Here is a 12,001-nt window from a genome sequence, read left to right as displayed (position 1 = left end):
TGGTGAGAAGCGCATGATTGAGCGGGCCTTCGGCGTTGGGCCGTGTGTCATGGCTGAAACAATGGCCTGGCTGGAGAAACAGCTCGCAGCATAAATGTGTCTGTCCGAGGCGTAAGTGCGACTTGTGGCAAAGTTTGCAACAGAGCCGGCGCGAGATATGGTCGCGTGAAATGAAAACCACAGGTCTCCGGTAAGACCGGGGCGATTCATTCCGCCTAAATAAGACCTCTGTGCCTATCAGCATAAGAAACAAGAGATAGAAGAATAGAATATCCTCGGATAGTATCGCGGTTAACCGCGAAATAGCCTTTGGTTTCTGTGAGATGTGAATGAGCAAACCTACTAAACCAGCAAACAGTCAGACCTTGCTGCGCGGTCTTTCTATCATTGAATGTGTGGCAGACATGCCGCGCAGCATTCCTGAGATCGCCGAAGCGACCGGTGTCACCTATCAGACGGCACATCGTGTTGTGTCAGCGCTCACCGAAGTTCGATATTTGCGTCAGGTGGACAACCGCACTTATGGGTTGGGGCCGAAAATCGTGGAGTTGGGGTTTGCGGGCTATCAACAGGCTGATGTCACCAAGATCGCGAAACCTACTCTTGCAAAACTGGCGCTGGCGACCTCCGACACCGTGCATCTGGCTCGGCTGGAAGATGGTGAGGTGATCTATCTGGACAAGCTGCAAAGCCGCCGCCCCATTGAGATCACGTCGCGGATCGGGGGCCGAAAGCCGGCCATCTCGACGGGGGTGGGCAAGGCTTTGTTGCTGGACACGCCTGAAGAGGATTTGCGGCGTCTGTTCAAAAGAGACCGTCATCTTATGAAGGTCAAAACACCGGAGACGGACTGGTTCGCGGGGATGCGGACTTATCAAGAGGGCGGATATGCTTATGATCTCGGGGAGGACGAGCACCAGATCCGGTGTGTTGCCGCGCCCCTGCGGGACGCGACGGGTCGTATCGTGGCGGCGATCAGTGTGTCGTCGACGCTTGAATACATGGAGCAAGATCGCATGCAGGCCTTGATCCCGGTGGTCAAGGCCACAGCCGCCGAAATCAGCCGTGACCTTGGCTTTCTCGGCGACTGAGAGGTTTAAAGCACCTTGCCGGGATTGAGGATTCCGTTCGGGTCAAGGGTTTGCTTCAATTCGCGCAACAGGGTCAGCTCCTCCTCGCTGCGGCTGTATTTGAGCCAAGGCTTCTTGTGCAGCCCGATGCCATGTTCGGCGGAGACACTGCCGGAAAAATTCCGTACGATTTCATAGACACGGGACTCGATCCGGTGTTCGACACTCGGGTCGTCAGGCAAGGGCCCCGTGACGAGGTGAATGTTGCTGTCTCCGATATGTCCGAAGAAGAAGCGGTTCATATCCGGGAAATCGGCCTCAAGCGCGGCCCGCATTTGCGCGACACACTCACCGATTTTGGCAATTGGAACGGAGACGTCGAAATTGATCGTGGGGCGACAGGTCATCAACAGTTCTGTCACGCCGTCCCGCAAGGCCCAGAGATCAAGTGCGTCTTTTTGCGATTGTGCCAGAGCGGCGTCGATAACCCAGCCTTGCTCCATCGCCTCTCCGAGCATCTCGTGGAACAGATCGTTTTCCTTATCCGGATCGGGGCCTTGCATGTCGATGAGGACGTAAAGCGGCGCCTTGGATTCGAGCGGGGCACGCAGGCCTGTGATCTCAAGCACGGCCTCGAAATAATCTGACCACATCACTTCGAAGGCGCTGACGCGGTCGGAGAGCATGCGACGGGCGTGTCCCAAAAGCGCGAGAGCCGATTCGAAATCGGGAAGGGCGACCAGAGCGGTATTCGCGCCGGCAATCCCCGGATGCAGTTTCAGCACGGCCCGTGTGATGACCCCAAGCGTGCCTTCGCTGCCAATGAACAGGGGTTTCATGTCCAGAGCGGCGTTGTTCTTTGGCATGCGGTTGAGCATCGACAGGATGCGTCCGTCCGCGAGAACCACCTCAAGGCCCAACACCAGGTCGCGCGTCATGCCGTAGCGGATCACACGATTGCCGCCCGCATTCGTCGAGATGTTGCCGCCAATCTGACAGGAGCCACGCGGGCCGAGGTCGAGGCCGAACATCATTCCCTGGGCCTCCACGGCCTCCTGAATGGTTTGCAGGGTCGTGCCGGCAAGGACCGTCGCCGTGGCGGAGGCCGTGTCGATCTCTTCAATGCCACTCATCCGCGCCAGAGACAGAAGCAGTGCCCCATCGCTTGCCACCGCACCGCCGGCAAGGCCCGTGCGCCCGCCCTGAGGGACAACTGGGATGTTGTGGCGATTGCACAGCGACAAGATCGCGGAGACCTCTTGTGTGCTGCGCGGCAGGGCGAGGCCGATGGGTCGGCCGGGAACTTCCGCGCTCCAGTCCTTGATATCCGATTCCGCGACATCCTCGCCGCGGATGAGGTCATTTGGCGAGAGGGACGCGGCCAAAGCCTCCCAGAACTCTCGAACATCCGGTGTTTCCAGAACTGGTGTCTGCACATATTCCTCCATTAAGCAGCGTAAAATCTCTCACATGTTGAGAGCTAATTTCATTATTTGACATAAGATGATTTGAATCGTTAGAACGATCAAGGGAAATGGCAGAGTAATTCTGTTTTTACCGGAGGAAACTGAGCCGCATGAGTGGGCTCACTTGACCTGAACTTGGGAGGATTCCATGATTCACTTCAACGCGGGCGCGAGCCTGCGCAAAACCGCTGCCGCACTTTGTCTGGTCACTGCGTCTTTTGGTGCTACGCAGGCGGTGGCTGAACCTGAGCTGACGATCAAAGCGGCGCACGCCGCATCGGTCACCAACACCGGCCACCTCGCGCTTGAATTCATCGACGAGCAGATGCGTGAAAGAACCGATGGCCGTATTGGTCTTGAGATTTTTCCGAACGGCCAGCTTGGTGGTGAACGCGAATTGATCGAGAGCCTTCAGCTCGGCAATCTCGATATGGCCTTTGTGTCCTCGGCGCCGCTCGGCAGCTTCAACAAAGAGTATTTCGCCCTCGATATTCCGTTCCTGTTCAAGGATCGCGAAAGCGTCTACCGCGTGCTGGACGGTGAGATCGGCCAAGGCCTGCTCGACAGCCTCGACCGCGTCGGCCTGCACGGCGTTGGCTACTGGGAAAACGGCTTCCGTCAGTTGACCAACAACGTAAAGCCGATCTACACGCCCGCTGATCTCGACGGCATGAAAATGCGCACCATGGAAAACGAGGTGCATATCGCGGCGTGGCGTGAAGAGGGTGCAAACCCGGCGCCGCTGGCGTTCTCGGAACTGTTCACCGCGCTGCAACAGGGCACGTTCGATGCACAAGAAGGGCCGATCAACCTCTTCTATGACATGAAGTTCTTCGAAGTGCAGAAGTACATCACCAAGACGAACCACATCTATTCCCCGTTTGTGGTGCTGATGAACCCGGAAGTGACGGCACGGATGTCCGATGAGGACCGTGCGATTTTCGAAGAGGTCTTCGCGGAGTCGAAAACCTATCAGCGCAAACTCGCGCAGGAAGCTGATGACAAGGCCGAAGCGGCGATGCCTGAGATCACCTTTATCGAGCTTACTGCGGAACAGCAGGCTGAGTTCGCCAACCGTATGGGTCCGGTCATCGACATGGTGAAAAAGAAAGTCGGTGCGGAGGCTGTGGACCGCATCATGGCCGTTGCCAACGGCGAATAAGTCAACCGGACGGAGCGCGACCCCTGTGGTGCGCGCTCCGTCAGACCGACCTCCTATTGACTGGAGTATCCCCTTGAAATTCCTAAATGAGAAACTCGAAGAGTCGCTTCTTGTCGCTCTTCTTGCCTCAATGTCTCTTCTCATCGGACTTCAGGTTTTCATGCGCTATGTGATGGAAGCCTCGCTGACCTGGTCAGAAGAATTGGCGCGCTATCTGTTCATCTGGGCAACCTACATCGGGGTGAGCTACGGTGTTCGCCTGCAGGCGCACATCCGGGTCACAGCGTTCAGTGAACTGCTGCCGGACCGCGGCCAGATCGTTGTGCGAATTCTCATCCATCTCATGTTCGGCCTTTTTGCCACCCTGGTGATTTGGGAAGGGGCGAAACTCACCGCGAAAATCTATGGCTTCGGCCAAACCTCGTCCTCGCTCGGGGTCCCTATGGCCTATGTCTATGCCGCACCGGTGGTTGGCTTTGGTCTTGTAGTGATCCGTCTTGTTCAACACATCGTGCTCGATATCGCCCGGTTGCGTGGTCGCGCCCCGGAGACCGAAGAATGATTTCCGCTCTTCTTTTTATTCCGTTCCTCGTCATGCTCCTGGTTTCAGTGCCGATCGGCATTGCCTTGGGTCTGGCCTCGACGCTGGCTCTCTTGGTCAGCGGCAAAGTGAGTTCGAGCTATATCGCGCAGGGGCTTGTCACCTCGATTGACAGTTTCCCACTGATGGCGGTGCCCTTCTTCGTCCTGGCGGGTGACCTTATGGGCCATGGTGGGCTTTCGAAGCGCCTGTTGAAGGTCGGTTTGGTGCTCTTCGGACGTTATTCCGGTGGGTTGGCGATCATTGCGGTTGTCACCTGTATGTTCTTCGCGGCGATCTCTGGATCCGGTCCGGCAACCGTCGCGGCAGTTGGCGCGATCCTGATGCCCGCGATGGCCAAGGGGGGCTATCGCCCGCCCTTCACCGGGGGGCTTATCGCCTCGGCCGGGAGCCTCGGCGTCATCATCCCGCCGTCAATCCCGATGGTGATCTATGCCACGTCTGCCAATGTCTCAGTGACCAAAATGTTCATGGCCGGTGTCGTGCCGGGGGCTCTGATCGGGCTTGCCCTTATCGTATACGCTTGGTTCCAGGCACGCCGCGAAGGCATTGCCCGAAGCACTGAAAGTTACAGTTTCAAGGACATCGTCGTCACCATCTGGGATGCGAAATGGGCGCTCATGGTCCCGGTCCTGATCCTTGGTGGTATTTATGGCGGCGTCTTCACCCCCACGGAAGCCTCTGCGATCGGTGTGATCTATGGCCTCTTCGTTGGGCTCTTCGTCTATCGGGAATTGAAATTCACGGACCTGCATCACATTTTTGCGTCCTCCGCGCTCACCTCGGCCACGATCATGCTGATTGTCGGGGCCGCCACGATCTTCGGGCGGGTTCTGGCGATTGAACGCATCCCTGTGATGATGGCCGATTTCATCACGCAGCTGGTGAGCAACCCGTTGATGATCCTTGTCCTGATCAACCTCTTGTTGCTGGTGGTGGGCACATTCATGGAAACGCTCGCCGCGATCATCATCCTCACTCCGATCCTGTTGCCGGTCGCTGTGGCGACGGGGGTGGATCCGGTTCATTTCGGCATTGTCATGATCGCCAACCTCGCGATCGGCATGGTGACGCCGCCTGTGGGTGTAAACCTCTTTGTCGCCTCGCGCGTGGGCAACATTCCTCTGGAAAAACTCATGCGCTCGGCGGCGCCCTTCCTTGGGGTGATGCTCCTGATCCTAGCGTTGATCACCTATGTGCCCGCCCTGTCTCTCGGCCTGCCGGCCCTCTTCGGAATGTAAATTTAAAGGAATTGCACGATGACAAAGAAACTGCGTGCCGTGATTATCGGTCCCGGCAATATCGGAACGGACCTGTTGATGAAAATGCAGCGCTCCGAGTGGGTTGAGCCGGTTTGGATGGTCGGGATCGACCCTGAATCCGAGGGCCTGAAACGGGCCGCCGAGATGGGGATCAAGACCACGGCCGAAGGCGTGGACGGGATGCTGGACGCCGTCGAGGCCGACGATATCCGCATCGCTTTTGACGCCACCTCCGCCTATGTCCATGCCGAGAACAGCCGCAAGCTCAATGAGAAGGGCGTTCTTATGGTCGACCTGACGCCTGCGGCCATCGGTCCCTATTGCGTACCGCCGGTCAACCTTGCCGAACATGCCGCCAAGCTTGAAATGAACGTCAACATGGTGACCTGTGGCGGTCAGGCGACGATCCCCATGGTTGCCGCCGTCTCGCGCGTCCAGCCGGTCGCTTATGGCGAGATCGTGGCCTCTGTGGCCTCGCGGTCCATCGGGCCGGGCACGCGCAAGAACATCGACGAGTTCACCCAGACAACCGCCCGTGCGATCGAAAATGTCGGTGGCGCCAAGAAGGGCAAGGCGATCATCGTCGTGAACCCGGCCGAGCCGCCGCTTTTGATGCGCGACACGATCCACGTTCTGACCGAGGACACGCCCGACGAAGCGGCGATCACCGAATCCGTCACGGCGATGGTCCAAGAAGTTCAGAAATATGTGCCGGGCTACAAGCTTGTGAACGGCCCGGTGTTCGACGGCAACCGCGTCTCGATCTTTGTCGAGGTCGAGGGGCTTGGGGATTTCCTTCCGAAATATGCCGGCAACCTCGACATCATGACCTCGGCTGCGCTGCGCACGGCCGAAATGTTCGCCCAAGAAATCGCAGGCGGTGACATCGCCCTGCCCAAACGCGCTTGAAGGAGGCCAGTATGAGCATCGAAGGCCGCAACGTCACATTGCACGAAATGAGCCTGCGCGATGGCATGCATGCCAAGCGTCAGCAAATCTCCATCGACGAGATGATCACCATCGCCAAGGCGCTCGACGCGGCAGGCATGCCGTGGATCGAAGTCACCCATGGGGATGGTCTGGGCGGGAACTCCGTCAACTATGGTTTCGCACCGGCAACGGACGACGAATACCTCGCCGCCGTGATCCCGCATATGAAAAACGCGAAGGTCTCGGCTCTGCTGTTGCCGGGCATCGGCATCCTCGACGATCTGAAACGGGCGATGGACCTCGGGATTTCGGGCGTTCGGATCGCCACGCACTGCACCGAAGCCGATGTCGCCGAACAGCATATCAAGTTTGCCTCGCAGACCGATCTGGACACTGTCGGCTTCCTGATGATGTCGCACCGCAACAGCCCCGAAGGGCTGGTGGAAGAAGCGCTGAAGATGGAAAGCTACGGCGCCAACTGCATCTATTGCACGGACTCGGCCGGCTATATGCTTCCCGATGACGTGAAGGCGCGGATCACCGCCCTGCGTGCGGCGTTGTCGCCGGAGACCGAACTCGGCTTCCACGGACACCACAACCTCGGCATGGGGATCGCCAACTCGGTCGCCGCTGTCGAATGCGGTGCGAACCGGATCGACGGCGCGGCTGCCGGTCTGGGTGCCGGTGCGGGCAACGCGCCGATGGAGCTTCTGGTCGCGGTGTTCAACCGGATGGGCGTCGAGACCGGTGTTGATCTCTTCGGCATCATGGACGTGGCGGAAGATCTGATCGTGCCGATGATGGACCACCTCGTGCGGGTCGATCGCAATTCTCTGACGCTGGGTTATGCCGGGGTCTACAGCTCGTTCCTTCTGTTCGCGAAACGGGCGGAGGAACGCTATGGCATCTCGGCGCGCGAGCTTCTGATGGAGCTGGGCAAGCGTGGCATGGTCGGCGGTCAGGAAGACATGATCGAAGACCTCGCCCTGACCTGGCAGCGCGAGCGCAACGCCTGACAAAAAGAAACCCCGGTCTGAACAGGCCGGGGTTTCGTTGTAAAGCGCTCTGGCCGAACACGGCCTCACCGTCGAGCAGGCGATGCGGACCGGCTGGGGTAAAATACCCGTCTTCGATCTCCGTCCACCAAGATTATTGAAACTCGGGCTTTCGTTTTTCCAAGAACGCAGACATACCTTCTTGCTGATTGCGGGTTCCAAACAGTTGGTGGAACATGCGCCGTTCATAGTGAAGCCCCTCGGCGAGGCTTACTTCTTCGGCCCGCATCACCGCTTCCCGCACAAGCCTGACAGCCGGTCGAGAATAGCTGGCAATTTGCGACAGAACCCCTCCAGATCCCGGTAAGAAACCGCGTATCTGACATAGAAGTACACCGCGTAAAGGATCACGCTCTTGGGGTAATGCACCCCTTTGAAACTTGTCGCCATTCTGCCCGCCTGCTTTTTTTGCGCAACGGCATATCGGCCATCACGCAGAAACGGAAATACAAAGTTTGCGACAGAACCTTCAGGAGCGCCAGAAAGTTGGCAATCTCCCTTACAGAGCTTTACCCTGCGAAAGCCTCGAAATTGCTGAGAGCCACTCAACTTGTGGCTCTCAGTCATAGCACAGGCCACAGGCCTAGCCGAGTGTGCGGCCCCCATCGACCACCAGATCCGCCCCGGTGACAATTGCAGCCTCATCCGAGGCAAGGAAAGCGACCGCGTTGGCAATGTCGGCGGGTTCAGGCAGGCGATCGACGCAATGCTGTGCCAAAATGACCTCCAACGCCTTTTCCTTGGAGCCGAATTTCTTGATCAACATGGCTTCGACCAGAGGCGTCCAGACCCAGGTCGGATGGACGGCGTTGACGCGCACCTTGTAGCCGCTTTTGCCCGCACTGAAGGCGGCATTGCGGGTCAGCGCCCGCACGCTCGCCTTGCTGACGTTATATGGAATGGCGTCCAAACTGCCCACAAAGGCGGTGGTCGAGCCGATATTGACCACGGCGCCGCCACCGCTCTCCTTCATGACCCGGATTCCTTCACGGGTCCCGAGGAAAGTGCCATCGACATTGACCGACATGATACGCTGCCATTCGGCGGTCGGCAGTTCGTCAATCAGGAAAGCGCCATTGCCAACGACACCGGCGGCATTGACCACGACATCAAGCTTGCCAGAGGTCGCCACCACCTCGTCAAGTGCCCTGCGCCAATCCTCATCGGAGGTGACATCAAGAGGCAGGATCACGGGCGGTGTCAGCCCCTCGAAGGCCGCCTGCACGCATTCACTTTTTTCGGGGGCGAGATCGGCCAGAAAGACGGTGCCGCCCTCTTCTGCAATGCGTTTGCCAATGGCAGCCCCGAGCGCGCCCGTGCCGCCGGTGATGAAAGCGGTCTTGTTCTTGAATCTGTTGTTCATCATCATGTTTCCTTATTTAAGGCGCCTTCCCGATCACTCGTCCACGACGCCATTGCTCAGGGTGCCGATGCCGGTAATTTCGACCTCTGCGATCATACCGGGCTTGAGATAGAGCTGGGGTTTGCGGAATTTCCCGACCCCGCCCGGTGTCCCGGTGGCAATGACATCGCCGGGCTGCAGGGTAATGACCGTCGAAATATAGGCGATCATCTCCGGGATGGAGATCGCCAGATCATCGAAGCGAGCTTGTTGAACGATCTCGCCATCAATGCGCGTGGTCAGAACCTGCTGGGTGATGTCGCCAAGCTCGTCCGGGGTCGAAATCCACGGACCGATGGAGCCCGACTCTTCAAAGCTCTTACCCGGCCAAAACTGCGTCGTGTGAATCTGATAATCCCGGATCGACCCCTCGTTCATGCAGGTGTAGCCTGCGATATGGTCAAACGCATCGGCCGCCGTGATATGACGTCCGGGTTTACCTATGATGACGGCGAGTTCACCCTCGTAATCGAAATCATTGCTGGCTTTCGGGCGTACAAGCGGTGTGTCATGTCCGACAAAAGAGGAAGGATAGCGGGTGAAGATGGACGGATGCTTCGGCTTCTCACGCCCGGTTTCCTCAATATGGGACATGTAGTTCAATCCCACGCAGAGAATCTTCTCCGGCGCTGGGATCGGCGGCAAAAGGGTGACATCGCTCAGCGGCGTTTTTTCACCCACGCCTTCCAGCTCGGCCAGAGCATCGGCGGCCAGAACGGCCTGAAGATCGCGATAGCGGTCGCGCAGAACCGCTCCGGCATCGAGAATATCGGAACCTTCGACCGTGCCGTAGCTCGTCTGGCCGGAGGAGGAAATAAAAGACACAAGACGCATTCGTCTCTCCTTTAGGGTCTTGATATGTGAGGTGTTGCCCCTTTTGGGGGGGGGCTATGTCAAAGTTCGGGGGCCTCGGATGAGGGCGTCACAGGTGCCTCCCCCTCGGTGTCGTTGGGCCAATGCGCCAGAAGATTTTCCGCTGTCGCTTGGTAATGCTGTTTCAGAAGTGCGGCCGCTTGTGTCGCATTACGGTTCAGGACGGCCGCGAGAATGTCGGCATGTTCTTTCTCCACATTGCGCGCGCTGCTTGTGGTGATCGGCCCCGAGGAAACGCGGTAAATCTCGGTCGCAGCTGCGAGCTTGTCGCAGATGTCGGTCAGTGCGGGGATGCCGCAGGCCTCGATCAGCTTGGCGTGGAAAGCACGATGCGCATTGAACCAGTCGGGGTTGCCGTGGACCTCGCCTCCCGGTGTCCGACGAGGAGTGCGTGATAGCCGGTGATGAGCCGCAAGCACCTCGGTCTCCCACTCCACGCCACCACGTTCGATGGCAAGCGTGAGTGCCAATGTTTCATTGTGGCAGCGGACCAGGGTCAAATCGTGCAACTCGTTGCGGTCCAGTTCAGGGACAGAAAACCCAACCCCGATCTGCGAGTTCACAAGCCGATCGCCGCTAAGCAAGATCAGTGCTTCGCGAACAACGGTGGTGCTGGCACTGTATTCCTTGCCCAAGACACTGGGTTGAAGGCGGGTGCCCGGTTTTATGTAACCATCAAAAATGCCTTGCCGAATCCTCTGGTAGACATCGAGTGCCAGTGATTTTGCATCGCCTCTTTTGGACATTGATTGGGCCCCCGTGATTTGGATGTTGTGAGTTGGAGATCAAACTGACGTGAAGCTCGATCAGCGCGCCGCTTGTTGCGGCAACCATGTGACGAGATCGGGAAAAATCGTGATGAGAATGACCACGGCCAGAGCCAGTGGGACAAAGAGGAGAACGCCGGCAAAGACGTCTTTCAAGGACACACTATGACCAATATTGATTTCGGGATCCTGTGCCATTCGGTGACCGATGAACACCAAAAGTCCGACGGGAGGGGTCAAGATGCTGATCTCAGCCATAAGGACGAGGAACACGCCAAACCACATCGGATCATAGCCTGCGGCCACTACGATTGGCATGATCAGCGGCACGGTCAAAAGCATCATTGCAATTGCATCCATGAACATCCCCAGCATGAGATAGAGCAGGATCAGAAGCCCGAAGAACAGAATGATATTGTCCGACATCTGTTTCATATTGGCCGAAAGCCATTGTGCGGCCCCCGTCACCGCCAGAAGTCGGCTCAGAATGGCGGCGCCAATAATGAGGATCAAAACAGACCCCACCGCCGAAAGCGTGCCACGTGCCGCGCCCAGAAGGGAGTGGAAAAAACGGCGACCATCCTGCACGGCAAGACAGTAGAGCGCCGAACCGACAGCCCCTACGGAGGCGCATTCGGTGACCGTGAGAAAACCGCCGCCCAAACCGCCGAAAATCACGAGGATCAAAACCGGAACCGGCCAAGCGTCGAGGACAGTCCGGACTTTCTGTCGGCGCGAGAGCTCAACGGCCTCTTCGGCAGTTTCGTGACGCAGCTGGTTGTGGCCCTTGCCAACCCAGGTCGGTTTCGCAACAGCGATAAAGACAACCGTCATCACATAAGCAAGTGTCAGGAGAATGCCAGGTACCGTCCCGGCCAGAAGCTGCGGCCCTACCGGCACCTCGGCGAAGCCCGCAAAAATCACCATCATGATGCTGGGCGGGATCAGCTGTCCAATGGTGCCTGCACTGAGAACCGAGCCTACGGCAAGACGTTTGTCATATCCGTAATGCAGCATCTCTGCGATGGCGATGCGCCCAAGCGCATAGGTACTTCCGACCGTGGAGCCGCTGATCGCACCAAGGCCCGCGCCCGCGATGTTCGTGGTCGCGGCGAGGTTCCCCGGCAGCCAGAAGAACAGGATGCGCGCAGCCGCGTACAGCTTTGTCGTGATCCCGGAATACCAGAGCATCAGTCCCATGAAGACGAACATCGGAAGAACGATGAACGTAGAACTCGACGCGGTCGTGAACGGGACTTGCGACAGGGTGGAATCGAGCGCGCGGGGGCATTGTCAGGTTATTATTGATGGCACTCAAGAACGGGGCTGCGCGTAATTTTCAAGCGATCAACTCGCGTGCATACTCAGCCCAAATTTCGAAGGCATCGGCTCTGGCGTGGCGGTAGGAACGGG

12 protein-coding genes and 1 pseudogene are annotated in these 12,001 nt (G+C 58.1%); 6 read left to right on the top strand and 7 right to left on the bottom strand.

Annotated features, from left to right (window positions below):
* The first annotated feature begins 329 nt into the window (after positions 1-329).
* Entirely contained in the window at positions 330-1,091 is a 762-nt protein-coding gene (locus tag J5Y17_RS18785) for an IclR family transcriptional regulator (RefSeq protein WP_219787393.1), read from the top strand.
* 5 nt (positions 1,092-1,096) lie between these two features.
* Here the strand turns inward: J5Y17_RS18785 and J5Y17_RS18780 are convergent, their stop codons facing one another.
* A complete protein-coding gene (locus tag J5Y17_RS18780) occupies positions 1,097-2,506 on the bottom strand; it encodes an FAD-binding oxidoreductase (protein WP_370629010.1) in 1,410 nt (469 codons plus the stop codon).
* A gap of 178 nt (positions 2,507-2,684) precedes the next feature.
* Between J5Y17_RS18780 and J5Y17_RS18775 the strand changes: the two genes are divergently transcribed.
* From J5Y17_RS18775 to dmpG, 5 genes are all read left to right on the top strand, one after another.
* Positions 2,685-3,698 (top strand): TRAP transporter substrate-binding protein, encoded by a 1,014-nt coding sequence (locus J5Y17_RS18775; RefSeq protein ID WP_219787391.1) that lies wholly within the window; start codon positions 2,685-2,687, stop codon positions 3,696-3,698.
* A 73-nt stretch (positions 3,699-3,771) separates the two neighbouring features.
* Complete coding sequence (locus tag J5Y17_RS18770; protein ID WP_255572219.1) at positions 3,772-4,260, top strand: TRAP transporter small permease; 489 nt, start codon at positions 3,772-3,774, stop codon at positions 4,258-4,260.
* Positions 4,257-5,540 (top strand): TRAP transporter large permease, encoded by a 1,284-nt coding sequence (locus J5Y17_RS18765; protein WP_219787390.1) that lies wholly within the window; start codon positions 4,257-4,259, stop codon positions 5,538-5,540. The genes J5Y17_RS18770 and J5Y17_RS18765 overlap by 4 nt, the downstream gene beginning before the upstream one ends.
* An 18-nt stretch (positions 5,541-5,558) precedes the next feature.
* Positions 5,559-6,470 (top strand): acetaldehyde dehydrogenase (acetylating), encoded by a 912-nt coding sequence (locus J5Y17_RS18760; protein WP_219787389.1) that lies wholly within the window; start codon positions 5,559-5,561, stop codon positions 6,468-6,470.
* An 11-nt stretch (positions 6,471-6,481) separates the two neighbouring features.
* Positions 6,482-7,507 (top strand): 4-hydroxy-2-oxovalerate aldolase, encoded by a 1,026-nt coding sequence (gene dmpG / locus J5Y17_RS18755; protein WP_219787388.1) that lies wholly within the window; start codon positions 6,482-6,484, stop codon positions 7,505-7,507.
* Between the two features lie 133 nt (positions 7,508-7,640).
* On the opposite strand, the gene J5Y17_RS18750 is transcribed toward dmpG, so the two are convergent.
* The 6 genes and pseudogenes from J5Y17_RS18750 to J5Y17_RS18725 all read right to left on the bottom strand — a co-directional run bounded on the left by J5Y17_RS18750 (position 7,641) and on the right by J5Y17_RS18725 (position 11,854).
* On the bottom strand, positions 7,641-7,775 hold the full coding sequence (locus tag J5Y17_RS18750) for an enoyl-CoA hydratase-related protein (RefSeq protein WP_370629009.1): 135 nt from the start codon (positions 7,773-7,775) through the stop codon (positions 7,641-7,643).
* Between the two features lie 62 nt (positions 7,776-7,837).
* Positions 7,838-7,936: pseudogene (locus J5Y17_RS18745) on the bottom strand (IS6 family transposase); the annotation flags it as partial.
* Positions 7,937-8,129: 193 nt separating this feature from the next.
* Positions 8,130-8,909, bottom strand: coding sequence for an SDR family NAD(P)-dependent oxidoreductase (locus J5Y17_RS18740; RefSeq protein ID WP_219787387.1), 780 nt, complete (start codon positions 8,907-8,909; stop codon positions 8,130-8,132).
* A gap of 33 nt (positions 8,910-8,942) precedes the next feature.
* Positions 8,943-9,782: a fumarylacetoacetate hydrolase family protein gene (locus J5Y17_RS18735; protein WP_219787386.1), complete on the bottom strand. Its 840-nt coding sequence runs from the start codon at positions 9,780-9,782 to the stop codon at positions 8,943-8,945.
* 59 nt (positions 9,783-9,841) lie between these two features.
* Entirely contained in the window at positions 9,842-10,567 is a 726-nt protein-coding gene (locus J5Y17_RS18730; protein WP_219787385.1) for a GntR family transcriptional regulator, read from the bottom strand.
* Between the two features lie 60 nt (positions 10,568-10,627).
* Entirely contained in the window at positions 10,628-11,854 is a 1,227-nt protein-coding gene (locus J5Y17_RS18725) for a TRAP transporter large permease (RefSeq protein WP_255572220.1), read from the bottom strand.
* Between the last annotated feature and the right edge of the window lie 147 nt (positions 11,855-12,001).

Origin of the sequence: Celeribacter sp. PS-C1, from assembly GCF_019429625.1 — a bacterium.
Taxonomy (GTDB): Bacteria; Pseudomonadota; Alphaproteobacteria; order Rhodobacterales; family Rhodobacteraceae; genus Celeribacter.
Note: the sequence above shows the minus strand (reverse complement) of the source record. Positions and strands in the feature narration are given on the sequence as shown.

Excerpts from the sequence above, each read along its gene's own strand:
- J5Y17_RS18785 (WP_219787393.1), top strand. The coding sequence starts at position 330 with ATGAGCAAACCTACTAAACCAGCAAACAGTCAGACCTTGCTGCGCGGT.
- J5Y17_RS18775 (WP_219787391.1), top strand. The coding sequence starts at position 2,685 with ATGATTCACTTCAACGCGGGCGCGAGCCTGCGCAAAACCGCTGCCGCA.
- J5Y17_RS18765 (WP_219787390.1), top strand. The coding sequence starts at position 4,257 with ATGATTTCCGCTCTTCTTTTTATTCCGTTCCTCGTCATGCTCCTGGTT.
- J5Y17_RS18760 (WP_219787389.1), top strand. The coding sequence starts at position 5,559 with ATGACAAAGAAACTGCGTGCCGTGATTATCGGTCCCGGCAATATCGGA.
- dmpG (WP_219787388.1), top strand. The coding sequence starts at position 6,482 with ATGAGCATCGAAGGCCGCAACGTCACATTGCACGAAATGAGCCTGCGC.
- J5Y17_RS18750 (WP_370629009.1), bottom strand. The coding sequence starts at position 7,775 with ATGCGGGCCGAAGAAGTAAGCCTCGCCGAGGGGCTTCACTATGAACGG.
- J5Y17_RS18740 (WP_219787387.1), bottom strand. The coding sequence starts at position 8,909 with ATGAACAACAGATTCAAGAACAAGACCGCTTTCATCACCGGCGGCACG.
- J5Y17_RS18735 (WP_219787386.1), bottom strand. The coding sequence starts at position 9,782 with ATGCGTCTTGTGTCTTTTATTTCCTCCTCCGGCCAGACGAGCTACGGC.
- J5Y17_RS18730 (WP_219787385.1), bottom strand. The coding sequence starts at position 10,567 with ATGTCCAAAAGAGGCGATGCAAAATCACTGGCACTCGATGTCTACCAG.